The organism is Pseudaquabacterium inlustre, from assembly GCF_038066595.1.
In the GTDB taxonomy this organism is placed as follows: Bacteria; Pseudomonadota; Gammaproteobacteria; order Burkholderiales; family Burkholderiaceae_C; genus Pseudaquabacterium; species Pseudaquabacterium inlustre.
The window spans coordinates 226013-252081 of sequence record NZ_JBBUTH010000011.1; the positions used below are offsets into that span (position 1 = coordinate 226013).

At 70.8% G+C, this 26069-nt stretch carries 21 protein-coding genes; 9 read left to right on the top strand and 12 right to left on the bottom strand.

The features are described from left to right. Window positions 1-18: 18 nt before the first annotated feature. The 4 genes from prsT to AACH10_RS23780 form a co-directional block, all read right to left on the bottom strand. Window positions 19-2883: an XrtA/PEP-CTERM system TPR-repeat protein PrsT gene (gene prsT, locus AACH10_RS23765; RefSeq protein WP_341413035.1), complete on the bottom strand. Its 2865-nt coding sequence runs from the start codon at window positions 2881-2883 to the stop codon at window positions 19-21. A 147-nt stretch (window positions 2884-3030) separates the two neighbouring features. Then, window positions 3031-6108 carry a bifunctional proline dehydrogenase/L-glutamate gamma-semialdehyde dehydrogenase PutA gene (gene putA, locus AACH10_RS23770; protein ID WP_341413036.1) on the bottom strand — a complete coding sequence of 1026 codons (3078 nt, stop codon included), beginning with the start codon at window positions 6106-6108 and terminating at the stop codon, window positions 3031-3033. Window positions 6109-6282: 174 nt separating this feature from the next. Then, entirely contained in the window at window positions 6283-7698 is a 1416-nt protein-coding gene (locus AACH10_RS23775) for a M20 family metallopeptidase (RefSeq protein ID WP_341413037.1), read from the bottom strand. After that, a complete protein-coding gene (locus AACH10_RS23780; RefSeq protein WP_341413038.1) occupies window positions 7698-8000 on the bottom strand; it encodes an antibiotic biosynthesis monooxygenase family protein in 303 nt (100 codons plus the stop codon). The genes AACH10_RS23775 and AACH10_RS23780 overlap by 1 nt, the downstream gene beginning before the upstream one ends. 106 nt (window positions 8001-8106) lie before the next feature. On the opposite strand from AACH10_RS23780, the gene AACH10_RS23785 reads away from it, so the two are divergent. Continuing rightward, window positions 8107-8964 carry a cysteine hydrolase family protein gene (locus AACH10_RS23785; RefSeq protein WP_341413039.1) on the top strand — a complete coding sequence of 286 codons (858 nt, stop codon included), beginning with the start codon at window positions 8107-8109 and terminating at the stop codon, window positions 8962-8964. 106 nt (window positions 8965-9070) lie between these two features. Further along, window positions 9071-9535, top strand: a complete 465-nt coding sequence (locus tag AACH10_RS23790) for a hypothetical protein (RefSeq protein WP_341413040.1) — start codon at window positions 9071-9073, stop codon at window positions 9533-9535. A 54-nt stretch (window positions 9536-9589) separates the two neighbouring features. Here the strand turns inward: AACH10_RS23790 and AACH10_RS23795 are convergent, their stop codons facing one another. The 5 genes from AACH10_RS23795 to AACH10_RS23815 all read right to left on the bottom strand — a co-directional run bounded on the left by AACH10_RS23795 (window position 9590) and on the right by AACH10_RS23815 (window position 14132). After that, window positions 9590-10291 carry an ABC transporter ATP-binding protein gene (locus tag AACH10_RS23795; RefSeq protein ID WP_341413285.1) on the bottom strand — a complete coding sequence of 234 codons (702 nt, stop codon included), beginning with the start codon at window positions 10289-10291 and terminating at the stop codon, window positions 9590-9592. An 8-nt stretch (window positions 10292-10299) separates the two neighbouring features. Beyond that, a complete protein-coding gene (locus AACH10_RS23800; RefSeq protein WP_341413041.1) occupies window positions 10300-11049 on the bottom strand; it encodes an ABC transporter ATP-binding protein in 750 nt (249 codons plus the stop codon). Then, window positions 11046-12011 (bottom strand): branched-chain amino acid ABC transporter permease, encoded by a 966-nt coding sequence (locus AACH10_RS23805; RefSeq protein WP_341413042.1) that lies wholly within the window; start codon window positions 12009-12011, stop codon window positions 11046-11048. Before AACH10_RS23805 ends, AACH10_RS23800 begins: the two co-directional genes overlap by 4 nt. A gap of 1 nt (window position 12012) precedes the next feature. Further along, window positions 12013-12885, bottom strand: coding sequence for a branched-chain amino acid ABC transporter permease (locus AACH10_RS23810; protein WP_341413043.1), 873 nt, complete (start codon window positions 12883-12885; stop codon window positions 12013-12015). Window positions 12886-12956: 71 nt separating this feature from the next. Further along, a complete protein-coding gene (locus AACH10_RS23815; protein ID WP_341413044.1) occupies window positions 12957-14132 on the bottom strand; it encodes an ABC transporter substrate-binding protein in 1176 nt (391 codons plus the stop codon). Window positions 14133-14341: 209 nt separating this feature from the next. On the opposite strand from AACH10_RS23815, the gene AACH10_RS23820 reads away from it, so the two are divergent. The 7 genes from AACH10_RS23820 to AACH10_RS23850 all read left to right on the top strand — a co-directional run bounded on the left by AACH10_RS23820 (window position 14342) and on the right by AACH10_RS23850 (window position 24195). After that, on the top strand, window positions 14342-15547 hold the full coding sequence (locus AACH10_RS23820) for an MFS transporter (RefSeq protein ID WP_341413045.1): 1206 nt from the start codon (window positions 14342-14344) through the stop codon (window positions 15545-15547). Further along, on the top strand, window positions 15544-16032 hold the full coding sequence (locus AACH10_RS23825) for an NUDIX hydrolase (RefSeq protein ID WP_341413046.1): 489 nt from the start codon (window positions 15544-15546) through the stop codon (window positions 16030-16032). The genes AACH10_RS23820 and AACH10_RS23825 overlap by 4 nt, the downstream gene beginning before the upstream one ends. 162 nt (window positions 16033-16194) lie before the next feature. Continuing rightward, window positions 16195-17616 carry a GNAT family N-acetyltransferase gene (locus AACH10_RS23830; RefSeq protein ID WP_341413047.1) on the top strand — a complete coding sequence of 474 codons (1422 nt, stop codon included), beginning with the start codon at window positions 16195-16197 and terminating at the stop codon, window positions 17614-17616. 327 nt (window positions 17617-17943) lie between these two features. After that, window positions 17944-19326 (top strand): TIGR03013 family XrtA/PEP-CTERM system glycosyltransferase, encoded by a 1383-nt coding sequence (locus AACH10_RS23835; protein ID WP_341413048.1) that lies wholly within the window; start codon window positions 17944-17946, stop codon window positions 19324-19326. 55 nt (window positions 19327-19381) lie between these two features. Further along, entirely contained in the window at window positions 19382-21517 is a 2136-nt protein-coding gene (prsK, locus tag AACH10_RS23840; protein WP_341413049.1) for an XrtA/PEP-CTERM system histidine kinase PrsK, read from the top strand. Beyond that, a complete protein-coding gene (gene prsR, locus AACH10_RS23845) occupies window positions 21514-22908 on the top strand; it encodes a PEP-CTERM-box response regulator transcription factor (protein WP_341413050.1) in 1395 nt (464 codons plus the stop codon). Before prsK ends, prsR begins: the two co-directional genes overlap by 4 nt. Before the next feature lie 69 nt (window positions 22909-22977). Further along, window positions 22978-24195 (top strand): glycosyltransferase, encoded by a 1218-nt coding sequence (locus tag AACH10_RS23850; protein ID WP_341413051.1) that lies wholly within the window; start codon window positions 22978-22980, stop codon window positions 24193-24195. Between the two features lie 36 nt (window positions 24196-24231). Here AACH10_RS23850 and AACH10_RS23855 read toward each other — a convergent pair whose 3' ends face one another. Genes AACH10_RS23855 through AACH10_RS23865 form a run of 3 tightly spaced genes read right to left on the bottom strand, consistent with a single transcriptional unit; the run spans window position 24232 to window position 26068 of the window. After that, complete coding sequence (locus AACH10_RS23855; protein WP_341413052.1) at window positions 24232-24567, bottom strand: DMT family transporter; 336 nt, start codon at window positions 24565-24567, stop codon at window positions 24232-24234. Next, window positions 24560-24973: a DMT family transporter gene (locus tag AACH10_RS23860; RefSeq protein ID WP_341413053.1), complete on the bottom strand. Its 414-nt coding sequence runs from the start codon at window positions 24971-24973 to the stop codon at window positions 24560-24562. The genes AACH10_RS23855 and AACH10_RS23860 overlap by 8 nt, the downstream gene beginning before the upstream one ends. Before the next feature lie 6 nt (window positions 24974-24979). Further along, on the bottom strand, window positions 24980-26068 hold the full coding sequence (locus AACH10_RS23865; RefSeq protein ID WP_341413054.1) for a GNAT family N-acetyltransferase: 1089 nt from the start codon (window positions 26066-26068) through the stop codon (window positions 24980-24982). Between the last annotated feature and the right edge of the window lies 1 nt (window position 26069).

Sequence of the window (26069 nt, forward strand, 5' to 3'; positions counted from 1 at the left end):
CTGGGCCCGGCTGGCCGCTCAGCTGGCCTGCTTGAGCAGCTCGGCCACCTCGGCCTGGCGCGGGTAGTCCTTGCCCAGCTTGACCAGCTTGTCGAGCTCGGCGCGTGCGGCGGGCTTGTCGCCCTTCTGCAGCAGCAGCCGGGCCAGTTGCAGGCGGAAGTTGTGCGCCTCGGGCGCGGCGGCCACGGCCTTGGCCTGCACTTCCAGCGCCCTGGGCAGCTGGCCTTCGGCGGCCAGTGCGAAGGCCAGCGTGTCCAGCATCGCCGGCGCGTCGGGTGCCAGCTTCAGCGCCTGCTCGACCAGGGCCACGCCGCCGGGCTTCTTCTGCGCGGCCAGCACATAGGCCAGGTTGTTCAGTGCCACCACGTTGCGCGGCTGCTTGTCGGCCACGCTGCGGTAGAGCTGTTCGGCCTTGGGCAGCTCGTTGCTGCCCATCGCCACGTCGCCCAGGTAGAGCACGAAGCCCAGGTCTTCGGGATGCTGTTGGCGCCAGTCGGCGGCCACCTTCTCGGCGTCGGCCTTCTTGCCGGCCGCGGTGAGCGCGACGTGCAGGCGCTGGGCCGCGTCGGCCGGCTGCTTGCGGCTCAGGCCCTTGCGGTAGGCGGCGATCGCGGTGTCGAACTGCTTGGCGCGCAGCGCGACGTCGCCTTCGGCGATGAAGCCGGCTGCGTCGTCGGGGCGCTGGGCCTGCACCTTGCGCGCCACGGCGATGGCCTGGTCCGGCTTGCCCTCGTTGAGCGCCAGCGTCATCAGCGCCTGCTGCACCTGCGGCGCGTCGGGTGCGATCTCCTGCGCCTTGCGCACCGCCACCGCGGCGGCCGCGGGGTTCTTCGCCGCCATGTGGGCATCGGCCAGTCGCAGCTGCGGCAGCGGCGACTGTGGCTGCAGCTGGGCCAGTTTGCCGAAGGTGGCCACGGCCTGCTGCGCGTCGTTGGCCTGCAGCTGCACCCGGCCCAGTCGATCCAGCAGCTCGGGCTGGTCGGGCAGGGCGCTCACCGCCGCCTGGGCGGCGGCCAGTGCCTGCTTGGTGTCGCGCTGAGCCAGATGGTGGTCGACCAGCAGGCCGCGCGCACGGGTGTCGGCGGGGTCGGCCTTCACGGCATCGTCCAGCCACTTCTGGGTGTCGGCCGGCTTGCCACCGGCACGCAGGTTGATCTCGGCCAGCGCCAGCATCGCGCCCACGTGCTTGGGGTTGGCCTCCAGCAGCTTGGTGAAGCGGGCGCGGGCGGCGTCGGGCTGCTTGTCGGCCAGGTCCAGCATGGCCAGGCCCGACACGGCGGGCAGGTAGTCGGCCTGCTTGGCCAGTGCGGCCTCGAAGTGCTTGCGTGCGCCGGCGGTGTCCTTGCCCTGCAGCGCGATGCGCCCGCGCAGCTGGTCGGCCAGCGGCTCCTTGGGGGTCTTGGCGGCCAGGGCGTCCACGGCCTTCAGCGCGCCGGCCAGGTCGTTGCGGCGCATGCGGGCGCTGATCAGCGTCAGGTCGCCGGTGGTGCCCTTGTCCTTGGCGGCGATGTCCTCCAGGGCCTGGAAGCCGGCGGCGTCCTTGCCCTTGGACAGCTGGGCCACGGCCAGTGCCGTCTGCAGGCGGGTGTCGTCGGGCTTGAGCTTGCTGGCGCGGGCGAACTCGGCCTCGGCCGCCTGGCTGTCGCCCTTCATCAGATGGGCCTGGGCCGCCAGCGCCAGCGCGTCGGCATCGGGCGTGGCGCCGTCGAGCAGGGACTTCAGCGTGGCCAGGGCCTTGTCGGCCTGGCCGCCGCGCAGCTGGGCGGTGGCCAGCAGGCGGCGCGGGGCCGCGGCCTTGGGCGCGGCGGTGACGGCCTTGCCCAGCAGGGCCTCGGCCTGCGCCGGGGCGCCCAGCTTCAGCTCGGCCTGGCCAGCCAGCAGCAGCACGCGCGGGTTGTTGGGGGCGCCGCGCAGCAGCAGCTGGGTGATCTCGCGCACGCGCTTGCTGTCGCCCTTCTGGTCGGCCAGAACGGCCTCGAGGAACAGCGTTTGCGGCTGGTTGTGCGCCACCTTGTCCATCGCCGCCCACTGCTGCGTGGCCGCGTCGATGTTGCGCTGGGTCAGCAGCAGGTTGATCAGTGCGGCATGCGCCGGCACCAGCTTGGGGTCGACGGCCAGCGCCTTGCGGAAGGCCTCGATGGCCGGGGCGATGTCGCCGCCGACACCGGCCTGCTGCAGCAGCAGATCGCCCTGCAGCACCCAGGCCTGGGCGTTGTCGGCCTGCGCGGCCGCCAGGGCCTGGGCCTGCTTCAGCGCGCCGGGCAGGTCGCCGCGGGCGGCGGTCAGCCGGGCCTGCAGCAGGCGGGCGGCCGGCAGCTCGGGGGCGCGGCGCAGGGCCTGGGCCAGCGCGTCCTCGGCGGCGCCGAGGTCGCCGTCGCCGGCCTCGGCCTGGGCGATGGCGGTCTTCAGTTCGGCGTCGGCCAGCGCCTCGGGCAGCTCGGTCTTGCCGAACTGCAGCACCAGCAGCTTGCCCTTGCCCTGGGCCAGCATGGCCTGGGCCAGCACCGGCAGCACGGCCACGTCGGGGTGGCCGGCTTCCAGTGCGCGGCGCAGCTCGGCCTCGGCGCCGGCCGGATCGCCGGTCTCCTGCAGCAGCTTGCCCAGCAGGAAGCGGCCCTCGGGCGATTGCGGGTGCTCCTGCAGCAGCGACTTCAGCTGCACCTTGGCCGACTCGGGCGACTTCTGCGTGATCAGCTCGCGCGCCTTGGCCAGTTGCGAGGCCTCGGTGGCCAGCAGGCGGGGGGCCAGCAGCGCCGCACCGGCGATCATCGCCGCGCCCAGCGTGCCGCCGATGGCGATCTTGGCGGTCTTGCCCAGCAGCGGCTTCTTGGCCGCGCCGCTGCCGCGGGACGAACGGGACGACGACGGGCGGGAGCTGGGCAAGGAGGGCATGCGGCGGATCACCCCGGGCCACGGGGCGCACAGACTGAGGCGGCGGGCAGTATCGCGCAGCGGCCTGTGCCCATGCGTGGGGGATGGCGCCGGGCGTGAACTCCGTCCGTGTCGCGCGCCGCGACCGGCCTGCGTGGCTCAGTCCATCTCGCCCAGCCCGGCCAGCAGCGCGGCATTGCCGCCGGCGGCTGCGGTGTTGATGGTCAGCGTCTGCTCGGCGCAAAAGCGCGGCAGGTAGTTCGGCCCGCCGGCCTTGGGGCCGGTGCCCGAGCGGCCCTCGCCGCCGAAGGGCTGCACGCCGACCACCGCGCCGATCATGTTGCGGTTGACGTAGACGTTGCCCACCTGGGCCAGGCGGGCGATGCGCTCGGCGCGGCTGTCGATGCGCGTCTGCACGCCCAGCGTCAGGCCGTAGCCCAGCGCATTGATGCGCGCCACCAGCGCCTCCACCGGGCCCTTCCAGCGCACCACGTGCAGCACCGGGCCGAAGATCTCCTCGCGCAGATCCTCCAGCGCGGCCAGCTCGAAGGCCACCGGGGCGATGTGCGTGGCCGCGTGCGCAGCCGGCAGCGGGCTGCGGGCGATCAGCCGCGCCTCACGCTCCAGTCGCGCCACATGGCGCGACAGGTGGGCGTGTGCCTCGGCATCGATCACTGGGCCCACATCGGTGGCCAGCTCGCCGGGCGCGCCCAGGCGCAGCTCGGCCATGGCGCCGGCCAGCATCTCGATCACGCCGTCGGACACGGCCTCGTGCACGCACAGCAGGCGCAGCGCCGAGCAGCGCTGGCCGGCCGAGTGGAAGGCGCTGCGCACCACGGCATCGATCACCTGCTCGGGCAGCGCGCTGCTGTCGACCACCATGGCGTTCAGGCCGCCGGTCTCGGCGATCAGCGGCACGATGGGGCCGTCACCGGCAGCCAGCGTGCGCTGGATGATCTTGGCCACCTGCGTGCTGCCGGTGAAGGCCACGCCGGCGCACAGCGGATGGGCCACCAGGGCCGCGCCCACCGTCTCGCCGGGGCCGTGCAGCAGGGCCAGGGCATCGGCCGGCACGCCGGCTTCCACCAGCAGTGCGGTGAAGGCGGCGGCCACGGCCGGCGTCTGCTCGGCCGGCTTGGCGGCCACGGCATTGCCGGCCACCAGCGCGGCCACCACCTGGCCGGCAAAGATGGCCAGCGGGAAGTTCCACGGCGAGATGCACACGAACACGCCACGGCCGTGCAGGCGCAGTGTGTTGCGCTCGCCGGTGGGGCCGGGCAGGGTGATCTCGGCCAGGCGCTCGTCGGCCTGGGCGGCGTAGTAGCGGCAGAAGTCCACCGCCTCGCGCAGCTCGGCCACGGCATCGGGCAGGGTCTTGCCGGCTTCCACGGCCAGCAGCGCACAGTAGGCGGCGCTGCGGGCTTCCAGCAGGTCGGCGGCGCGGCGCAGCACGGCGGCGCGCTGGCCCACCGGCTGCTCGCTCCAGGCGTGCTGGGCGGCGGCCAGCGTGGCCATCGCGGCGGCGGCCTGGGCGGCTGCGGCTTCGTGCACGGCGGGCACGCCGGTCGCCCGCAGTGCGGCCACGGCGGCCAGCAGCGGCGCGCGCTGCTCGGGCACGGCCAGGTCCAGCCCGGCCGAGTTGCGCCGGCTGTTGCCGTACAGCGCGGCCGGCGCCGGCAGGCCGGCATGCTGGGCCGGCTGCAGCGGCGAGCGCAGCAACTGCTCCACCGGCACATGGTCGTCGGCCAGCTGGTGCACGAAGGACGAATTGGCGCCGTTCTCCAGCAGGCGGCGCACGAGGTAGGCCAGCAGGTCGCGGTGCTCGCCCACCGGCGCGTAGATGCGCAACGGCAGGCCCGGCACGCGGGCCAGCACCTCGCGGTACACGGCCTCGCCCATGCCGTGCAGCCTTTGCATCTCGAAGCCGGGGCCATCGGCATCGTGCAGGTGCTGCTCAGCTTGAGCCATCTGCAGGATGGCCGCGATGGTGCCGGCGTTGTGCGTGGCGAACTGCGGCAGGATCAGCCCGCGGTGGCCCAGCAGCGCGCGGGCGCAGGCGAGATACGCGATGTCGGTGTGGTGCTTGTGCGTGAACACCGGGTAGCCGGCCAGGCCCAGCTCCTGTGCGCGCTTGGCCTCGCCGTCCCAGTAGGCGCCCTTCACCAGCCGCACCATGAAGCGCAGGCCACGGGTGCGGGCAATCGCCGCCACCGCGTCGATCATCTCGCGGCTGCGCGTCTGGTAGGCCTGGATGGCCAGGCCGAAGCCGCGCCACTGCGGGTGCAGGCGTTGCACCTGGGCGGCCAGCGCATCGAACACGGCCAGCGACAGCTCCAGCCGGTCGCTCTCTTCCGCGTCGATGGTCAGGTTGATGTCGGCGGCGGCGGCGGCATCGATCAGCCCGGCCACGCGCGGCACCAGCTCGGCCATCACGCGGTCGATCTGGGCCTCCTCGTAGCGCGGGTGCAGGGCCGACAGCTTGATCGAGATGCCATCGCGCTGCGCCGGGCCGGCACCGCGCGCGGCCTGGCCGATGGTGGCGATGGCGTGTGCATAGGCCGCCAGGTACCGCTCGGCATCGTGCGCGGTGCGCGCGCCCTCGCCCAGCATGTCGAACGAGAAGGTCAGCTGCGCCTGTTGCTTGCGCTGCGAAGCGGCCTCGCCCAGCGCCTCGGCGATGTGGCGGCCCAGCACGAACTGCTTGCCCAGCAGCTGGATGGCGCGCACCGTGGCGGCCACCACGGTCTGTGCGCCCAGGCGGTCGATCAGGCCGGGCTTGGCGTCCTGCCCCTGACCGCTGTGGCCGGGCAGCATGCGCTTGGCCAGGCCGATGGCGCTGGCCGAGATGCCGGCCAGCAATTTGTGCGGAGAGCCTTCACTCTGCGCCTGGCTGAAGTCGGCCTTGCCCAGCTGGTCGGCGGTGAGCGCGATGGCGGTCTCGGCATCGGGCACGCGCAGCAGGGCCTCGGCCAGGCGCATCAGGGCCAGGCCCTCGGCGCTGCTGATCGGGTACTCGCGCAGCAGCGATTCCATGGCCCAGAACGGTGCCGGCGTGTCGCGCACCGCCTGCACCCAGGGCCGGGCGCGGTCGACCACGGCCGACCAGTCCAGCCCGCCGGCGGCGCGCAGGCCGGCCAGCAGTTGCTGCACCACGGCCACCTCGTCACGGCAGGGCGGGGGCAGTTGCGAGGCTGTGGGCAGCGGCGTCGGATTCGGGGCGGTGGCGTGGTCGAGCATGGCGGGCCTTTCGATGCGGACGCGCCGGCATCGTGGGCCGCCGGCGAACAATGCGCAAGCGTAGGTCGCATCGCCCTTGGCTGACTCGCTGAAATGGCCGCCTGCCGCCGAAGAAAATCCAGCCGCCGTTGGCGGGGCGGCGGGCCGGCCGGGTGTCCGCCGGCCGCCGCGGGCCTAGCGGCGCGGCAGCACCGCCGCCTGCTCGCCCACCTGCCACAGCAGCGCGGTGGTCATCGCCAGGCCCTCGCGCAGCACGACGGGCAGCACATGCTCGTTGGGGGCGTGCTGGCTGCAGGCCGGGTAGCTGTGCGGGATCCACACCGTGGGCAGGCCCAGGATGTCGGCGAACACGTCGTTGGGCAGGCTGCCGCCCAGGTTGGGCAGCAGCGCCGGCTTCTGGCCGGTGGCTTGTTCCAGCGTGTCCAGCGCCAGGCGCACCCAGGCGTTGTCGGGGTCCAGGCGGGTGGCGTTCATCACCACCGGGTGGCTCAGCTCGATGTCGCCGAAGCCGTGCGCGGCCAGGTGGGCCTGCAGGTGATCACGCAGGTGCGCGGCGTCGGTGCCCACCACGAAGCGCAGCTGCAGCGTGGCGCGCGCGCTGGCCGGGATGGCGTTGACCGGCGCCGCCGGGTTGCCGCAGCCGAAGGCCAGCACCTCCAGCGTGTTCCAGCCGAACACGCGCTCGGTGGGCGTCAGGCCCGGCTCGCCCCAGGTGGCATCCACGGCAGGATCGCCCGGGCCGCCGCCCACCTGGATGTCGGCCAGCGCCGCGCGCACATTGGCCGGAATGGGCGGCGGGCGCAGGCCCTGCACGCGCAACACGCCGCGGCCATCCACCAGGCAGGCGATGGCATTGGCCAGCACGGTGCCGGGGTTGCGCAACAGGCCGCCCCAGTTGCCGCTGTGGTGGCCGCCCTCGCGGCAATGCAGCGTGAGGTCGATGTTGGCCACGCCGCGCGAGCCCAGGAACACGGTGGGCCGGTCGGCACGCAGGCGCGGGCCGTCGCTGGCGATCAGCACGTCGGCGGCCAGTCGCGCGCGCTCGGCGGTGCAGAAGGCGGCCAGGCCCGGCGAGCCGGTCTCCTCGCCCATCTCCACCAGCCACTTGGCGTTGAAACCCAGGCGGCCGCCGCGGGCCTGGCGCACGGCATCGAGCGCGGCGAGGTTGATGCTGTGCTGGGCCTTGTTGTCGGCGGCGCCGCGGCCGTACCAGCGGTCATTCGGCCAGCGATCGGTGCCGGCGGCCGGCGTCAGCGTCCAGGGGTCGCGCCCCTCGGCCCACTGGCCTTCGTGACCGCGCACCACGTCGCCATGGCCGTAGAACAGCACCGTGGGCAGGGCCGGATCCTCGATGCGCTCGGCGGTCAGCAGCGGCGGCGCGCCGGCCTCGGGGTTCGCATGCAGCGTCACGGTGAAGCCTTGCGCTTCAAGCACCGGCTTCAGTTCGTCGGCCAGGTAGGCCTGCAGTTCGGGCGCGCGCTCGGGGTTCTGGCTCTCGGTGCGGCGCGCCACACGGCGGGCCAGGGTGTCGAAGAAGGCGCCGCTGTCGAACAGCGCCTGGGCGTGGTCTACAGCGGCGGCCTGGGACATCACTGCCCCTGGCCGAGCAGTTCGAAATGCTCCACCACCGGCGGCGCGGCGAAGAACGGGCCGACGATGGCGCGCCATTGCGGGAACAGCGGGCCGCCGCGGAAATGCACGGTGTGGTCCTCCAGCGTCTCCCACAGGATTTGCAGGATGTAGCGCTCGGGCGACTCGACCCCCTTGTTCACCTTCCAGCCCTTGAAGCCCTGGGCCTGGCTGATCACGGTGGTCAGGCCGCGCTGGATGGCTTCGTCGAAGGCGGCCTGCTGGCCGGGCTGGATGCGGATGTCGGCAAGTTCGAGGATCATCGAGGGGGTCTCCAAGGCAGGGCGGCCAGTATGCCGCCGGCCTGCCGTCCGATCGATGCCCGCTTTTGCAGCGCGCATCTGCAGTCCGTCATTGCAGAGGTTTCCCATGCCGCACCGCCACCACCTGCTGATCATTGATGCGCAGAACGACTTCTGCGATCTGCCCGCCGACTGGTGCCCGACCGACCCGGTCAGCGGCGCCAAGCTGGCGCCGGCCTTGCCGGTGGCCGGCGCCCATGCCGACCTGCAGCGCGTGGCCGGCCTCATCGCCGGCAGCGCCAGCGCGCTGGACGCCATCACCGTCACGCTGGACAGCCACCACCGTGTCGACATCGCCCACCCGCCGTTCTGGCGCACCGACGACGGCGCCCCGGTGCCGCCGTTCACCGAGATCACGGCCGACGACGTGATGGCCGGCCGCTACCACCCGGCCGACGAGACGAACGCGCCGCGCGCGCTGGCCTACCTGGAGGCGCTGGAAGCGCGTGGCCGCTACACGCTGATGGTGTGGCCGGTGCACTGCCAGATGGGCAGCTGGGGCCAGTGCCTGCATGCCGGCGTGCTGGCCGCCTGCAGCGCCTGGGAGGAGCGCCTGGGCCGCCAGGTGAGCGTGCTGCACAAGGGCGACAACCCCTGGACCGAGCACTACAGCGCGCTGCAGGCCGAGGTGCCCGACGAGCACGATCCGGCCACCGGCCTGAACCACACGCTGCTGGCGCGGCTGGACCGCGCGGCCAATCTGTTCATCGCCGGCCAGGCCGCCAGCCACTGCGTGCGCGCCACGGTGGAGCATCTGGTGGCCCACCTGCCGGCGCACCGGCCCGAGCGCCTGGTGCTGCTGACCGACGGCATGAGCCCGGTGGCCGGCTTCGAAGCGCAGGCGGCCGAGTTCATCGCCGCGATGCGCGCCCGCGGCGTGCGCACGATGACGGTGGCCGAGGCCGGCCGCGTGCTGCAGGCTTGATCCAGCGCAGGCCGCGGCGCGGCCGCGCTTGCGGCAGACCGGTCGTGCGGCGGCGCCCCATCGGTTACGCTGCGCGCATCAGACACTGCTCCTGGGAGGGAGACCCATGATCCGTACGAGCGCCGCGCTGGCGATCGCCGTCGTGCTGACCGGCTGCGCATCCATCGTCAACGACACCACGCAGCCGGTGAAGCTGGAGACCCGCACCGCCGAGGGCGGCATGGTCGAAGGCGCCGACTGCAAGCTGGGCAACGACTATGGCGTGGTCTCGGCCAAGTCGGGCGACACCGTGCAGGTGCGCCGCAGCGGCAAGGACCTGGACATCACCTGCCGGCACCCGAGCAACCCCGACGCCGTGGGGCGGGCCATCTCGCGCGCCAACGCCGGCCTGGCCGGCAACATCCTGATCGGCGGGGGCATCGGCGCCATCATCGACCACAGCAAGGGCACGGCCTACACCTACCCCACCTGGGTGCAGCTGGTGTTCGGCAAGACCCTGGTGTTCGATCGCTCGGCCGAGAAGGACGGCCAGCCGGTGCCGGGCACCGAGCCGACGGCCAACACCAAGTAAGGCCACCGCCACCGCCGTCGCGCCGGGCCGCGCCGCAACGTGGCGGCGGCGCGCTCAGACGCCCAGCAGCTGGTGCAGCGCCTCGGTGTCCTCGGCCAGTTGTGCCGAGGGGCCGGCCAGCACGATGCGGCCCTTTTCCATCACCACCGCCTGGTCAGTGTGGGCCAGCACCTGGCGCGCATTGCGGTCGACGATCAGCGTGCTGATGCCGCTGTCGCGGATCAGCGCGATGACGCGCCAGATCTCGGCCACCACCAGCGGCGCGAGGCCCTCGGTGGCTTCGTCCAGGATCATCAGCAGTGGGTTGGTCATCAGCGCGCGGCCGATGGACAGCATCTGCTGCTCGCCGCCGCTGAGCTGCTGGCCGCCATGGTCCAGCCGCTCGGCCAGACGTGGAAAGGTCTCGAGCACGCGCTCGTAGGTCCAGTCGCGCTGGCCGTTGACGCCGGCGCGCGCGCTCATCACCAGGTTCTCGCGCACGCTCAGGTTCGGGAAGATGCCACGGCCCTCGGGCACATAGCCGATGCCGCGCCGCGCCATGCGCTCGGGCGCCTGGCCCGTGCACTCGGCACCCTGCCAGCGCACCGTGCCGGCGCGCGGCTTCACATAGCCCATCACGCTGCGGATCAGCGTGGTCTTGCCCATGCCGTTGCGGCCCATCAGGCCCAGCGCGGTGCCGGCGGGCAGCGACACGTCCACGCCGCGCAGGATGTGGCTGTCGCCGAGGTAGGTGTTCAGGCCTTCGACCTGCAGCAGGGGGGCGCTCAATGCTGGTCCCCCAGGTAGGCGATCTGCACCTGACGATCGGTGCGGATGGCGTCGGGTGATCCGGTGGCGATGACCTGGCCGTTGACCATCACCGTGATGCGCTCGGCGATGCGGAACACCGCGTCCATGTCGTGCTCCACCAGCGCGATGGCGTGGCCGGGCTTCAGGCGCTCCAACAGGGCCAGCATGCGGTCGGTCTCTTCGGCGCCCATGCCGGCCAGCGGTTCGTCGAGCAGCAGCACGCGCGGGCGGGTGGCCAGGCACATGGCGATTTCCAGCTGGCGCTTGGCGCCGTGGCTCAGCGTGCAGGCCGGGCGCTGGGCGGCATCAGCCAGGCCGGCGGCTTCGAGGGCTTCGTGCGCGATGGTGCCGGTGTCAGCGCAGGCGGATGCCGATTGCCACAGCGCCCAGGGTCGCGCAAAGGCCGCTTGGGCGCACAGGCGCGCGTTCTCGAACACCGTGAACTCCGGGAAGATGGTGGTGCGCTGGTAGCTGCGGCCCACGCCGGCGCGCGCGCGCTTCGGTTGCGGCATGGCGGTGATGTCGGCGCCCTGCAGTTCGATGCGGCCGGCGCTGGCCGGCATCTCGCCCGACAGCATGTTGATCAGCGTGCTCTTGCCGGCGCCGTTGGTGCCGATCACCGCATGCACCTCGCCGATGCGGAAGTCCAGCGACACGTCGTTGACGGCGGCCAGGCCGCCGAAGCGGCGCGTGAGGCCCTGGCATTGGAGCAAGACCTCGCTCATGATCCGGCTCCCTTGCGCTGCGCCAGGCCGATCAGGCCCTTGGGCATCAAGGCCACGCAGGCCATCACGGCCAGGCCCAGCGTCAGCTGCCAGCGCTCGGCCAGCAGGTTGCCCACCAGGGCCGGCGTGGACAGCGCTTCCTTCAGCAGCACGAAGCTGACGGCACCGATGACCGCGCCGCGCAGGTGGCCCAGACCGCCCAGGATGATGACCAGCAGCACCGCGCCGCTCTCGTGCCAGCTCAGCATCTCGGGGTTCACGAAGCCGTCCTTCGCGGCCACCAGAAAGCCCGCCAGCCCGGCCAGCATGCCGGCCACGACGAAGGCAGCCCACTTGTAGAGCGTGGTGGCAAAGCCCGCTGCGCGCATGCGCTGCTCGTTGACGCGGATGCCGGCCAGCGCATGGCCGAAGCGCGCGCGGCGGATCAGCGCCAGCGCGGCATAGGTCAGCACCAGCGCGGCCAGCGCCAGCCAGTACATGCTGCGCTTGTCGTCGAGGTTGATGAACTCATGCCCGCCCAGCGCGAGCACCGGCCGCAGGTTCAGGTAGATGCCATCGGTGCCGCCGCCGAACTTGGTGTCGTGCACGACGAAGTAGGCCATCTGCGCGAAGGCCAGCGTCACCATGATGAAGTACACGCCCTTGGTGCGCAGGCTCAAGGCGCCCACGGCGGCTGCATACACGCCGGCCGCGGCCATGGCCGCCGGCACCAGGATCAGCAGGTTGCCGGGCTCCGACTCGGGCGACAGCTTCACGGTGGCGTAGGCGCCGATGCCGTAGAACGCGGCATGGCCCAGGCTCACCAGGCCGGTGGTGCCGACCAGCAACTCCAGGCTCAGCGCGAACACGGCCAGCACCATGATGCGCAGCACCAGGTCTTGCAGGTACGAACTCAGCACGGTGGGCAGGGCGGCCAGCAGCAGGGCCGCAATCAAGGGCAGCCAGCGGTTCAGCGCGGTCATCTCAATAGCCTCGCTTCATCAGGCCTTCCGGGCGCCACACCAGGATCACCGCCATCAGCAGGTACACGCCGATGCCGCTCAGCTCGGCGAAGAACACCTTGCCGAAGGTGTCGACAAAGCCCACCAGCAGCGCCGCGATCAGCGCGCCGGGGATCGAACCGATGCCGCCGATCACCACCACCACGAAGCACACGATCAGCACATGGCCGCCCATGCCGGGGTACACGCTGCTCATCGGCGCGGCGATCATGCCGGCCAGCGCGGCCAGCGCCACGCCGCCGGCGAACACGGTGCGATAGAGCCGCGTGATGGGGATGCCCAGGCCACGCACCATGTCGCGGTTGCTGGCGCCGGCGCGGATCATCATGCCCAGCCGCGTGCGGTTGACCGTGAACCACAGCGCCGCGCCGATCAGCAGGCAGGCGGCCGACGCGAACAGGCGGTAGACCGGGTAGGTCATCAGCTCGCCCAGCGCCACGGTGCCGGCCAGCCATTCGGGCGGCTTGACGCCGTGCACGTCGTTGCCCACCAGCATCGAGCGCAGCTCTTCAAAGACGAGGATCAGCGCCCAGGTCATCAGCACCTGCTGCAGGTGATCCCGCTGGTACAGGTAGCTGAAGAAGGCCCATTCCAGCAGGTAGCCGAACAGCGCTGCCAGCAGCGTGCCGCACACCAGCATGGTGACGAAGTGCGGGCCGAACAGCGGCGACAGGCTGAACGCCAGGTAGGCGCCCAGCATGTAGAAGCTGCCATGCGCCAGGTTGATGATGCCCATGATGCCGAAGATCAACGTCAGCCCCGAGGCGACGAGGAACAGCAGCAGGCCGTACTGCACGGCGTTCAGGCACTGGACGGCGAAGGTGGCGAGGTCCACAAGGTCTCTCGGTCAGGCAAGGGAAGCCGGCGCCACCGCCGGAGCGGGGCGCCCGTAGCGCTTCGGAGAGATCAGAGCTTGCAGCCGCGGCCGGGGTCGGCCAGCGCCTTGACCGCGATACCGCTGGTCACGTTGTACTCACCCTTGACCTCGCGCACATAGAAGTCCTGCGTCGGGTTGCGCTGCGGGCTCAGCGTGAACTTGCCGCGCGGGCTGTCGATGGTGGCCTTGTTCATGGCCGCCTGCAACTCGGCCTTCTTGCTGGCGTCGCCCTTCACGGCGGCCAGGCCGGCGGCCAGCAGCTGCGCCGCGTCGTAGCCCTGCACGGCATAGACGTCGGGGTTGGCCTTGTAGGTCACGGCGTACTTGTTGCGGAAGGCGTTGTTGCGCGGCGTCTCGATGCCGTCGGCGTAGTGCAGGCTGGTGATCAGGCCTTGCGCCGCCGCGCCTTGGGCCTGCAGCGTGCCGTCGGTCAGGAAGCCCGAGCCCATCAGCGGCACGGTCTTGCGCAGGCCGGCGGCGTCGTAGTCCTTGACGAACTTCACCGCCCCGCCACCGGCGAAGAAGGCGAACACCACATCGGGCTTCTGCGCCGCGATCTCGGTCAGCAGGGCCTGGAACTCCACATTGGGGAAGGGCAGGCTCAGGTCCTTGACCACCTTGCCGCCGCCCTTCTCGAAGGCCTCGGTGAAGCCCTTCACCGTCTCGGTGCCGGCGGCGTAGTTCCAGGTGATGGTCATCGCCTTCTTGTAGCCCTTCTGGGCGGCGATCACGCCGGTGGCATAGCCCGGCTGCCAGTTGCTGAAGCTGGTGCGGAAGATGTTGGGCGCGCACAGCGGGCCGGTGATGGCGTCGGCGCCGGCGTTGGGCACGATCAGCAGCGTGTTGCTTTCCTTGGCGGCGCGGGCCATGGCCAGGGCCACGCCCGAGTGCACCGTGCCGACGATCACGTCCACCTGGTCGCGCTTGATCAGCTTGTTGACGTTGTCGGTGGCCTTGCTCGGCTCGCTCTCGTCGTCGACCTTGAAGTACTGGATGGCGCGGCCGCCCAGCTTGCCGCCCTGTTCATCGACATGCAGCTTGAAGCCCTTCTCGATGGCATCACCCAGCGCCGCGAAGGTGCCGGTGTAGGGCAGCATGAAGCCCACCTTCAGCGGCGCCTGCTGCGCCACCGAGGCGGTGGTGGTGGCCAGGCTCAGGGTGGCTGCGACGGTGGCCAGGGCCAGCTTCGAGAACGGGAAATGCATCGTGGTCGTCTCCGTGCGGGCCCGCCATGCGGGCCGTCCTTGCGCGCTCGCCCAGGCTGTTTGGGCTTGGGCGGCAAGGTAACGGCCGGCCCCGTTGAAGTCAAGCAATATAGTGCATGCTCGGTGTTTCTACCGAGGCATGGTTTGCAGCATATTGCGCCGCCGTGGCGACACCCAGGCGCCGCCGCCCCTCCTACACTGGGCCGACGATGGCCGATGCCTCTTCCGCCCACTCCCACGTTGCCGAGGCCGAGCCGGCCGGGGCCTGGGTGGTGGTGTGGGCCTGCTTCGTGGCGCTGGCGGTCATCTTCGGCGTCTCGTACTCGTTCGCCGCGTTCTTCGAGCCCTTCGCCCAGGCCTTTGGGGCGCCGCGCGCGCAGGTGTCGCTGGTGTTCGGGCTGTGCGGCCTGATCTATTTCGTCGGCGGCGCCGGCGGCGGCCTGCTGGCCGACCGCTTCGGCCCGCGCCTCGTCTGCAGCGCCGGCATGCTGTGCATCGCGGCCGGCCTGCTGGGGGCCAGCCTGGCGACCAGCATCACCGCCGTGTACCTGGCCTACGGTGGGGGCGTGGGCGTGGGCATTGCGCTGGTCTACACGCCGTCGATCGCCTGCGTGCAGCCCTGGTTCACGCGCCGGCGCGGGCTGGCCGCGGGCATCGCCAGTGCGGGCATCGGGGCCGGCACGGTGGCGGTACCCTTGCTGGCCACGGCCGCCATCGCCGCGCTGCACTGGCGTGGCGCACTGCAGGCGCTGGCCGCTGGCGTGCTGGTGCTGGGCGTGGGCGCCACGTGGCTGCTGCGCCGCGCACCGGCCGCCACCGCGCGCAGCGGCGGCGCTGTGGCCGGCCACACGCTGGGCGAGGCCGTGCGCAGCGCGCCGTTTCGTCGCATGTACCTGGCCACCATCGTCGCCGGGCCGGTGATGTTCGTGCCCTTCGCCCATGTGTCGGCCGCCGCGCGCGACCTGGGTGTGCCCGATGCCCAGGCCGTGGGCCTGGTGGGGCTGATCGGCATCGGCAGTCTGGTGGGACGTTTTGCCATCGGCGCGGCGGCCGACCGCTTCGGCCGGCCGCTGACGCTGGCGCTGGCCCAGGCGTCGCTGGGCCTGTCGTACCTGGTGTGGTGGGCGGCCGATGGCTATGCGGCCATGGCGGTGTTCGCGCTGTGGCTGGGCCTCAGCTACGGCGGCATGGTGTCGCTGATGCCGGCGCTGGTGATGGACCTGTTCGGTCCGCGGGCGGTCTCGGCCATCCTGGGCACGCTGTACAGCGGCGCGGCGCTGGGCAACCTGGCCGGCCCGTGGCTGGCCGGTGCGGCCTTCGACGCCTGGCACAGCTACACGCCGGTGATCTGGGTCTGCCTGGCGCTGGCCGCGGTGGGCACCGTGCTGTATGCCAGCCTGGTGCCGCGGCGATGAAGCAGTTGTCCTGCGGCATCCTGGTACTGAACGACCGGGCCGAACTGCTGATGTGCCATGTCACCGGTGCCTGGCACTGGGACATCCCCAAGGGCGGCATCGAGCCGGGCGAGCCGCCAGAGGCCGCGGCCCTGCGCGAGACGCGCGAGGAATGCGGGCTGGACCTGGCCGATGAGCCCCTGCTCGACCTGGGCCGCCTGGCCTACCAGCGCAGCAAGGACCTGCACCTGTACGCCGTGCGGGTGCCGGCCTTCGATGTCGGCCTGTGCCATTGCAGCAGCCGGTACACCGATGCCTGGGGCCGGCAGCGGCAGGAGATGGACGGCTTCGAATGGACGCCATTCGACCGCGTGCTGCGGCGCAGTGCCCGCCACCTGGGGCTCCTGCTGACCCAGACGCTGTCGCTGCCGGGCCTGCTGGCCCGTTTGCAGGCCGCGCCGCACCCGCCGGCCGCGCCCCGCTGGCTGCCCCGAGCGCCGGTTTGAGCTGGCGCAAGGCCGGGCCGCTCGGCATTACAGCTGGTTACTGAAGTGACACTCTTCGCCCTGAATCCGTCTTCGCCGCGGCCGTAGTTACCGACAGGCGTGCACAGGCGATCGCAGCGCGATCGCCCGGACCCGCCGCCCCCACGGACACCGAGCAAGCCCATGAAGCGGACCCTGATCTCCCGTGTGCGCAAATCGGCACACGACACCCTGCGCGACGGACTGGCACTGCTGCCCCAGGCGTGGCGCTTCGCCTTCTACCGCGCGATGGTGCGCTGCGACCCGGCGCCCGATCCGCGGCTGGAACTGAAGATCGCCGAGACCCAGGATGAACTGGAAGACTGTTTCCGCATCCTGCACGACTCGTACGTGAACGCCGGCTTCATGAAGCCCGACCCCTCGGGGCTGCGTGTCACGGTCTACCACGCGCTGCCCACCACCACCACGCTGTGCGCCAAGTGGGACGGCAAGGTCGTCGGCACGATCAGCATCATCCGCGAGGGGGTGTTCGGCTTCCCGCTGCAGTCGGTGTTCGACCTGACCGCGGTGCGCGCCAAGGGCGGCAACATCACCGAGGTGTCGTCGCTGGCGGTCGATCCGCGCTACCGCGGCATTGGCGGCCAGGTGCTGTTCCCGCTGATGAAGTTCATGCGCGAGTACGCGCGCGACTATTTCGACACCCGCCACCTGGTGATCGCGGTGAACCCCAACCGCATCGAGATGTACGAGGGCCTGCTGGCCTTCACCCGGCTGCAGGCCTGCGAGGTGGACAACTACGACTTCGCCAACGGCGCACCGGCCGTGGGGGCCACACTGGATCTGCAGCAGTCGCCCGAGCAGACCCGGCTGCTCTACCGCGACCGGCCCGCTCACCGCAACCTCCACCGTTACCTGTACGTGGATCCGCTGCCCAACATCCGCTGGCCCGAGCGGCGCTTTCACACCACCAACGACCCGGTGCTGACGCCGGCGATGATGGATTACTTCTTCAACCAGCGCACCCAGGTGTTCGAGACGCTGGACGACCGCAAGCGCCTGCTGCTGCGCTCGATCTACGACCTGGACGACTACGCCGGTGTGCTGCCGATGCCGCGCGCCGGCGCCTCGCTGGGGGCGACCCTGCGCCGGCACCAGCGCTTCTCGCTGCGCTGCCCGGCGCAGCTGGAGGTGGCGTCGTACGGGGCGTCGATCGCCTACCCGTTGCAGGTCATCGAGCTGTCGCGCCACGGCTTCCTGGCCGAATGCCCCACGCCGCTGCCCGAGGGCACGACGGGCCTGCTCACCGTCGACCTGGGCACGGCCGACACCGCCGTGGTCGAGGCGCGCGCGGTGCGCTGCCATGTCAGCCAGGGCGTCACGTACCACGGCTTCCAGGTGGCAAACCCGGACGCCGCCTGGCAGCGCTGCGTGGATGCCCTGCACAGTGGCCGCACCCACCGTGACCTGAGCGTGGCCGAGCCGGCGGCCGTGCCTGACACGCCCGCCGCAGCCCCTGCCGCGCCTTCGGCCACGGTGCCTGACCGGCCAGGCGTGCGGCCACATGCGGTGGCGAAGCACCGCGAACCGCTGGCCGAACCGGCCTGACCCACCCTGATCGAGGGGTGTGAACCCTGCACGCGCAGGGGCTGCAGCGGCGTTGCATCAATGGCGGCCGGGTGCCACGGTGTAAGAATCTCCGACTGCCGTGACATCCGTCGCGCGGGCCATTCGCAGTGCCAGATGCCGGACTGCGGGGCTGCGTACAGTGGAACGGTGGAAGTGCCGAAGGGCAGGGATTGGGGTGGCGCATGTCGTGCCGCCCGCTTGCCGGCAGCCTGCGACAGGGCCCTTGTGCGGGGCCCGACGCGTTTCTGAACGGGCGCCGCGACGTCCGCAGGGAGGCTGTGCGGCAGCGCGCAGTGGGAGTGTTCGGTGGTCAGGCTCTTCAATCACTATTTCCACACCTGGACGGTGCAGCGCATCGCCTTCGACTTCCTGCTGTCGCTGCTGGCGCTGGCCGGCGTGGTGCTGGTCCAGGCCGACAACGTGGTGCGGGCCCTGCCCAGCGCCGGGCCCCAGGTGCTGGCCCTGGCAGCCGGCCTGTTCATGATCAACGGACTGTCGGGCCTGTACCAGCGGGTGCAGGAGTGGTCGTTCGCCCAGTCGATGCTGCGCATGGGCGTGGCACTGGGGCTGGCCGTGCTGCTGACCTACCAGATCTTCAGCCTGCTGCCGGTGGGTTTCGGCGACTCGGTGGCCATCCGCACCTCGGCGATGCTGGTCATCGTGGCCCTGATCCTGCGCCGTGTGGTGATGGGCTACTGGGCCACCCAATCGCGCGCCGGCTCGCGCGTGCTGGTGTTCGGCGCCGGTCCGGCTGCGCAGATGGTGGGCGCCACCTTGCGCGCCGCCGATCCGCTGGCCACCATCGTGGGCTATTACCCCGGCCCCAACGAGAAGCAGCCGGCCGTGCCCGAGGCCGAGCGCCTGCCGACGACGCAATCGCTGATCCAGTCGGCCCGGCGCCTGGGGGTGGACGAGATCATCGTGGCGCTGACCGAGCGCCGCGCCGGCAGCATGCCGTTGCGCGAGCTGCTCGACTGCAAGCTGTCGGGGGTGCGGGTGTTCGACCTGACCACCTACTTCGAGCGCATGCTGGGCCAGATCCGCATCGACTTCGTCAATGCCGGCTGGCTGGTGTTCGGTGACGGCTTTAACCAGGGCTTCTACCGCACCGCGGTCAAGCGCGCCTTCGACATCTTCTTCTCGTCGCTGCTGATCCTGCTGGCCTCGCCGATCATGCTGCTGGCCGCCATCGCCGTGGTGCTGGAGAGCAAGGGCCCCGTCTTCTACAAGCAGGAGCGTGTGGGCGCCAACAACCGGGTGTTCAAGGTGGTGAAGTTCCGCAGCATGCGCACCGATGCCGAGAAGGACGGCAAGCCGCGCTGGGCCACCAAGAACGACAGCCGCATCACCCGCGTGGGCCTGTTCATCCGCAAGACCCGCATCGATGAGCTGCCGCAGCTGTTCAACGTGCTGGGCGGTGACATGAGCCTGGTGGGGCCGCGCCCCGAGCGGCCGTTCTTCGTCGAGCAGCTGACCAACGAGATCCCGTACTACGCGGTGCGCCACAGCCTCAAGCCGGGGGTGACCGGCTGGGCCCAGGTGCGCTACCAGTACGGGTCGTCGGTGGAAGACTCGCAGGAGAAGCTGCAGTACGACCTGTACTACGTGAAGAACCACAGCCTGCTGCTCGACCTGGTGATCCTGTTCGAGACCGTGGGCGTGGTGCTCACCGGCAAGGGCGCGCAATGAAGCTGCTTCGCGCGGCCCGCGGCTGAGCGCAGGCCTCGCGGCGCCCTCGTCACCGATGTTCGACACCTCCGACGGCCTGCTGAGGCTGGGCTACGGCGCGGCAACGGCCGCCTACACCCTGTATGCCCTGTGGCTGTGGCGCCTGGGGCTGCTGCGCGCCAACCGCGGCCCGTCGTCGCGCTGGTACCTGGGCGCGGTGCTGGCCTCGGCGGCCTGGGCCGCCAGCGCGTGGATCGACCTGGATTCGAGCAAGCGCGTCACCTGGCATCTGGCCCTGCTGCTCGACAACGCACGCTACGCCGCGTGGCTGGCGTTCCTGCTCAGCCTGTTGCCGGCGCACGGCCGCGTCTCCGGGACGGACCGGGCCGCGTCGCGTCGCGGCTGGGGCTGGTGGCTGCTGGGCCTGCTGGTCCTGGGCGGCCTGGCGCTGAACGCCTGGCTGGCCACGCATGACGAGGGCGCGGTCGACATCTCACGCGCCACGGCCTCGCTGCTGCTGGCCTGGGCGGTGGCCGGCTTGCTGCTGGTCGAGCAGGTGTTCCGCAACCAGTCCGAGCAGTCGACCTGGTCGGCCAAGCCGCTGTGCCTGGGCCTGGCCGGTCTGTTCGTCTACGACCTGTACCTCTATTCGCAGTCGATGCTGTTCGGACGGCTCGACCTGGACGTGGCCGACGCGCGGGGGCTGGCGCATGCGCTGATGGTCGGGTTGCTGGTGGTGGCCTCGCGCCGCCATGCACGCTGGCTGACCAAGATCGAGATCTCGCAGGCGGCGGCGTTCTACTCGGCCTCGCTGCTGATGATCGGTGGCTACCTGCTGGTCATGGCCGGCGCCGGCTACTACGTGCGCGTGGTGGGCGGCAGCTGGGGCGGTGCCCTGCAGGCCGCGCTGCTGTTCGCGGCGCTGGTGCTGCTGGGGGTGGTGCTGGCCTCGGCGTCGATGCGGGCGCGGCTGCGGGTGTTCCTGGGCAAGCACTTCTTCCGCTACCGCTACGACTACCGCAACGAGTGGCTGCGCTTCACCGCCAAGCTCAGCAGCAGCGACGATCCGCAGCAGGTGGGCACCACCGTCGTGCGCGGCCTGGCCGACATGGTCGAGGCCCAGGGCGGGGGCCTGTGGCTGAAGGTGATCGGCGAGGACCGCTGCGTGCTCGCCGCAGCCTGGAACCTGCCTGCGGTGGATGGCCGCGAGCCGCTCGATTCGCCGTTCTGCACCCTGATGCGCGAGCGTGAGTGGCTGTTCAACCTGGCGGCCGACCGCCATGCCCCCACCGAGCGCGATGCCCTGGCCGTGCTGCCCGACTGGCTGCGCGCGCTGCCCCAGGCCTGGGTGGTGGTGCCGCTGATCGTCGCGGACGAGCTCAACGGCTTCGTCGTGCTGACCCGCCCGCGCGCGCCGGTCGAGCTGAACTGGGAAGTGCGCGACCTGCTGAAGACCGCGGCCCGCCAGGCGGCCGCCTTCCTGGCCCAGATGCACGCCACCGAGGCCTTGCTGGAGGCGCGCAAGTTCGAGGCCTTCAACCGCATGTCGGCCTTCGTGGTGCACGACCTGAAGAACATCGTCACGCAGCTGGCGCTGATGCTGAAGAACGCCGAGCGCCACCGCGACAACCCCGAATTCCAGGCCGACATGCTGGAGACGGTGCAGAACTCGGTCGAGAAGATGCGCCAGCTGATGCTGCAACTGCGCGAAGGCCAGCGGCCCACGGGCACCCAGGCCGGCGTCGATCTGGCCGCCATCGCCCAGCGCCTGCAGACCACGGCCCAGCAGCGCGGCCGCGAGCTGGTGCTGGACCTGGCCGACCGCGTGGCCACCCGCGGCCAGCCCGAGCGCGTGGAGCGGGTCATCGGCCATGTCGTGCAGAATGCCTTGGAGGCCACGCCGGCCTCTGGCAAGGTGTGGCTGCGGCTGTCGCAATCGGCCGGCCGGGCCGTCGTCGAAGTGGGCGACACCGGTGCCGGCATGAGCCCCGAGTTCATCCAGAACCGCCTGTTCCGGCCCTTCAACACCACCAAGACCAGCGGCATGGGCATCGGCACCTTCGAGAGCTTCCAGTACGTCAAGGAGCTCGGTGGCCAGATCGACGTCAAGAGCGAGCTCGGTGTGGGTACGCTCGTCACCATGCTGCTGCCCCTGTTCGATCTGCGCACCGGCAGCGATCTCCACGTCCCCACCTCTCCCGCCAAGCTATGAGCCAAGACAATGACCGTCCGTTGCTGGTGGTCGAGGACGACCTTGCGCTGCAAAAGCAGATCAAGTGGTCGCTCGACCGCTTCGACGTGGTCACCGCCAGCGACCGCGAATCGGCCCTGGCCGCCTACCGCCGGCACCGCCCGGCCGTGGTCACGATGGACCTGGGCCTGCCGCCCGACCCTGACAGCACCGGCGAGGGCTTTCGCCTGCTCAGCCAGTTGCTGGAGCTTGATGGCGACCTGAAGATCATCGTGCTCACCGGCCAGAACGACCGCGCCAATGCGCTGCGCGCGATCTCGCTGGGCGCCTACGACTTCTTCGCCAAGCCCTTCGAGCCCGAGCTGCTGGCGCTGACGATCGAGCGCGCCTACCGCCTGTTCGAGCTGCAGAGCGAGAACCGCCGCCTGCAGGCCGTGCAGCCCAGCGAGACCCTGGGTGGCCTGATCACGCGCGACCCCGACATGCTGCGCGTGGGCCGCATGATCGAGAAGGTGGCGCCCAGCGACGCCACCGTGATGTTGCTGGGCGAGAGCGGCACCGGCAAGGAAGTGCTGGCCACCGGCCTGCACAACGCCAGCAAGCGCAAGGGCAAGTTCGTGGCCATCAACTGCGCGGCCATCCCCGAGAACCTGCTGGAAAGCGAACTCTTCGGCTACGAGCGTGGCGCCTTCACCGGCGCCACCAAGACCACCGTCGGCAAGATCGAGACCGCCAACGGCGGCACGCTGATGCTCGACGAGATCGGCGACTTGCCGATGCCGCTGCAGGCCAAGCTGCTGCGCTTCTTGCAGGAGCGCAAGATCGAGCGCCTGGGCGGACGCCAGGAGATCCCGGTGGATGTGCGCGTGGTCTGCGCCACGCACCAGAACCTCAAGGGCCAGATTGCCGACGGCCGCTTCCGCGAAGACCTGTACTACCGCCTGGCCGAGATCGTGGTCGACATCCCGCCGCTGCGCGCGCGCAGCGGTGATGCCGTGCTGCTGGCGCATGCGTTCCTGCGCCGTTTCGCGCAGGAGAACAAGCGCGGCGCGATGAGCCTGGGCGAGGACGCCGCCCGCGCCATCGAGGCCCATGCCTGGCCGGGCAACGTGCGCGAACTGCTCAGCGCCATGCGCCGCGCGGCGATCATGGCCGATGGCAACCGAGTGACGGCACAGGACATGGGCCTGAGCGCGCCGGCCGCTGCGCCGCAGGCCGAGGACCAGATCACCGCGCCGATGCTGAACGGCGACCTGGACCTGCGCGCCATCCGCGAGGCCGCCGAGCGCCAGGCCGTGCTGGCCGCGCTGGCGCGCACCGACAGCAACATCGCCAAGGCCGCCGAACTGCTGGGGGTGAGCCGGCCGACGCTGTACGATCTGATGAACCGTCTGGCCATCACGACCAAGTAGCCATCGCCCCCCCAACGCCCGGACCGTGCGGGCCGGGTCAGCGGGCGGCATTGGCTCCGGTCTCGCAACATGACCTCCCGCCGCCTGAAGCTGCTGATGTTCGCCGAGGGCGTGACCCTCGCCCATGTGGCGCGGCCGGTGGCGCTGGCACGCTTGCTCGACCCGACGCGCTACGAGATCGTGCTGGCCTGCACGCCACGCTATGCAAATTTCGCCACCGATCCGCGCTGGCGCCGTGTCGATCTGGACAGCGTGGCGCCGGTCGACTTCAATGACCGGTTGGCACGTGGCGCGCCGGTCTATTCGTACGAGACACTGGCCCGCTATGCCGAGGAAGACGCGGCCCTGATCGCCGCTGAGCGGCCGGATGCCGTGGTCGGCGACTTCCGCCTGACTCTGTCGGTGAGCGCACGGCGCGCCGGCGTGCCCTACCTGGCCATCGCAAACGCCTACTGGACGCCACTGGCGCCGCCACGCTATCCCATGCCGGTGCTGCCGTTGTCACGCGCCCTGCCGCTGCCGCTGGCCCGGACGCTGTTCGCCGTGGGCCGGCCGATCGCGTTCTTCCAGCATTGCGGCCCGATGAACCGGCTGCGTCGTGCGTATGGCATGCCGGGCTTCGGCAACGACCTGCGCCGCGCCTATTCCGACAGTGACCACCTGCTGCTGCCCGACGTGCCGGCCCTGTTTCCCGAGGTGCAGCCCGACGGTCAGGCCAGCTGGGTCGGGTCACTGGCCTGGGTGCCGCCCATGGCGCTGCCCGACTGGTGGGCGGAAACGGCCACACCGGGGTTGCCGTGGGTGTATGTCACGCTGGGCAGTTCCGGCCCGCCCCAGGCCCTGCAGGTGCTGCTGGACACGCTGGCCGATGCGCCGGTGCGGGTGATGGCCTCCACCGCCGGTGGGGCACCGCCGGCCAGGGTACCCCCGAATGCCCGCATCGCACCCTACCTGCCCGGCGACGAGGCCGCCGAGCGCTCGGCCTGGATGGTCTGCAATGGCGGCAGCATGGGCACCCAGCAGGCGCTGGCGGCGGGCGTGCCGGTGCTGGGCCTGGCCACCAACATGGACCAGTTCCTGAACATGGCGCCGCTGGTGGCGGCTGGTGCAGCGGTGGTGCTGCGTACCGACCGCCTGAACCCCGGGGCGCTGCGCACAGCACTGGACACCGTGCGTGCCGAGCCGGCCCGTCTGGCCGCTCGGCGTCTCCAGGCCGGCCTGGCGCCATCGCCGTTGGCCGCCGGGGCACTGGCGCAGGCCCTGGGCCGGCTGGGCGTCACGGGCTGAAGCACATCGCCACCGCGGGGCGCGGCCGTGCGTCGTTCAGCGCGGCACCGAGTTCGAGAACGTCTGCAGCACGATCACACCGCCCAGGATCAGGCCGATGCCCAGGCGTGCCGGGCGGTCCATGGTCTGGCGGAAGAACACCTGGCTGACCAGCGTGATCAGCACCAGGCCCGAACCCGTCCAGGTGGCGTACACGATGCCCACGGGGATGGTGTCCAGCGTGAGGCTCATCAGGTACAGCGAGGAGGCGAAGCACAGCGCCATGACCACCGCCCAGGGCCAAATCTTCTTGAAGCCGTCGGTCAGCTTCATCGCCGTGATGGCCATCACCTCGGCCACGATAGCGGCGAACAGGATCAACCAGTCAAGCATGAGTGGACTCCGAGAAGCCCTGGATCACGATCACCCCGGCGGTGATCATGCCGATACCCAGCAGCGCGGCCGCATCCAGGTGCTGGCCTAGCCAGGCCCAGGCCACGACGGTGACCATGGCCACCCCCACGCCACCCCAGGTGGCATAGACCACCGGCATGGCAATGCGGCGCGTCACCACCGTCAGCAGGATGAACGACAGCTCGTAGAACGCGATGACTACCACCGACGGCCACAGCCGCGTGAACCCCTCGGTGAACTTCAGCAGGCTGGTGGCGGCCACTTCGCTGACGATGGCCACGGCCAGCAGCACCCAGTACAGCATGGGCACGGTGTGGGTGTCCGCCTGGGTTGCCGGTGCGCCCGGCGCTGCGGTGTCGGGGGGCGGGGGCGACGGCGCGTCCATGGGGCCTCAGGCGAATCGGTTCGGGAACCAGTTGAGCAGCGGATTGACCAGCTTGGTGAGCGTGCGCAGCGGCACCAGTCTCGCGCCCATCTGCTGCTTCACGGCGTAGCTGCCCGGCCCCAGCAGGCAGCGCTTCTTGCCGTGGCGGATGCACCAGTCGATGTTGCTCAGAAGGCCGATGAAGTAGAGGTTCAGCTCGCGCGAGACCGTGTAATCCATGCCGGTGTACTTGGCCAGCAGGCGGTCTTCGTAGTGCAGGCAGAAGTCCATGCCCACCAGCCGCCGTCCCTGGCCGTCACCCTTGGTCCAGTACAGGAAGTACACGGTGTTGTCGGGTATGTGGCGGCAGAAGTTCAGGAAGTAGGCCGGCGTCAGCACCTCGAAGCTCATCACGCCCTGGTCGTGCACACCCTTGTAGAGTCGGTACACCTCATCGACGATGTCGTCGATGCGGGTGACCGTCTCGACCTCGAGTTCCTGCGTCGACTGCCGCAGCTTTCGCCGCAGTTCCTTACGCGTACGTGGCCCCAGCTGGGCCAGGTACTCGTCCAGGCTGCTGAATGGCGTGTCCAGAACGGCGGTGTCCATGCTGTCGCCACCGAACCAGCCCAGGCGCTTCATCGGCGCGAAGCGTTCGGCATCGGTATCGAGCAGATCCTTGAACACCACCATGAACACGCGGCGCTGGCGTGCCATGTCCATCAGCGCACGGTCCAGGGCCGCATAGAGCGCCGGGTCCTGGCGGAAGTCGTCGGCGACGCCCACCACGTTGCATTCACCGGTGGGCGAGCCGCAGAACAGGGTCTTGAACACCAGGAAGCCCGGCCACCGCGCCTGCACCTTCTCGAGCCGGGCGCGCCAGGTCTCGTCCATGGCCAGGCCCATGTTGAAGGGCGCGGTGAACATGGGGGCGAACAGCACCGGCCGGTCGCCCGCATACAGGCCCAGGTAGAAGAACTCGAAGTTCTCGATGCCGGCTTCCTCCTGGCATCGGTAGAAGTCATAGCCTTCGGCCTGGGGCGGCCAGAGGCTGTCCCACTGCGCACGTGGAATGTCGAGAACCGATGTCAGCCAGCGGGCTTGAAGGTTGGCCATG

Bases quoted from the DNA above. Each gene is read 5' to 3' on its own strand.
- putA (WP_341413036.1), bottom strand. From the start codon at position 6,108: ATGCTCGACCACGCCACCGCCCCGAATCCGACGCCGCTGCCCACAGCC.
- AACH10_RS23775 (WP_341413037.1), bottom strand. From the start codon at position 7,698: ATGTCCCAGGCCGCCGCTGTAGACCACGCCCAGGCGCTGTTCGACAGC.
- AACH10_RS23780 (WP_341413038.1), bottom strand. From the start codon at position 8,000: ATGATCCTCGAACTTGCCGACATCCGCATCCAGCCCGGCCAGCAGGCC.
- AACH10_RS23785 (WP_341413039.1), top strand. From the start codon at position 8,107: ATGCCGCACCGCCACCACCTGCTGATCATTGATGCGCAGAACGACTTC.
- AACH10_RS23790 (WP_341413040.1), top strand. From the start codon at position 9,071: ATGATCCGTACGAGCGCCGCGCTGGCGATCGCCGTCGTGCTGACCGGC.
- AACH10_RS23800 (WP_341413041.1), bottom strand. From the start codon at position 11,049: ATGAGCGAGGTCTTGCTCCAATGCCAGGGCCTCACGCGCCGCTTCGGC.
- AACH10_RS23805 (WP_341413042.1), bottom strand. From the start codon at position 12,011: ATGACCGCGCTGAACCGCTGGCTGCCCTTGATTGCGGCCCTGCTGCTG.
- AACH10_RS23815 (WP_341413044.1), bottom strand. From the start codon at position 14,132: ATGCATTTCCCGTTCTCGAAGCTGGCCCTGGCCACCGTCGCAGCCACC.
- AACH10_RS23820 (WP_341413045.1), top strand. From the start codon at position 14,342: ATGGCCGATGCCTCTTCCGCCCACTCCCACGTTGCCGAGGCCGAGCCG.
- AACH10_RS23825 (WP_341413046.1), top strand. From the start codon at position 15,544: ATGAAGCAGTTGTCCTGCGGCATCCTGGTACTGAACGACCGGGCCGAA.
- AACH10_RS23830 (WP_341413047.1), top strand. From the start codon at position 16,195: ATGAAGCGGACCCTGATCTCCCGTGTGCGCAAATCGGCACACGACACC.
- prsK (WP_341413049.1), top strand. From the start codon at position 19,382: ATGTTCGACACCTCCGACGGCCTGCTGAGGCTGGGCTACGGCGCGGCA.
- prsR (WP_341413050.1), top strand. From the start codon at position 21,514: ATGAGCCAAGACAATGACCGTCCGTTGCTGGTGGTCGAGGACGACCTT.
- AACH10_RS23850 (WP_341413051.1), top strand. From the start codon at position 22,978: ATGACCTCCCGCCGCCTGAAGCTGCTGATGTTCGCCGAGGGCGTGACC.
- AACH10_RS23855 (WP_341413052.1), bottom strand. From the start codon at position 24,567: ATGCTTGACTGGTTGATCCTGTTCGCCGCTATCGTGGCCGAGGTGATG.
- AACH10_RS23860 (WP_341413053.1), bottom strand. From the start codon at position 24,973: ATGGACGCGCCGTCGCCCCCGCCCCCCGACACCGCAGCGCCGGGCGCA.
- AACH10_RS23865 (WP_341413054.1), bottom strand. From the start codon at position 26,068: ATGGCCAACCTTCAAGCCCGCTGGCTGACATCGGTTCTCGACATTCCA.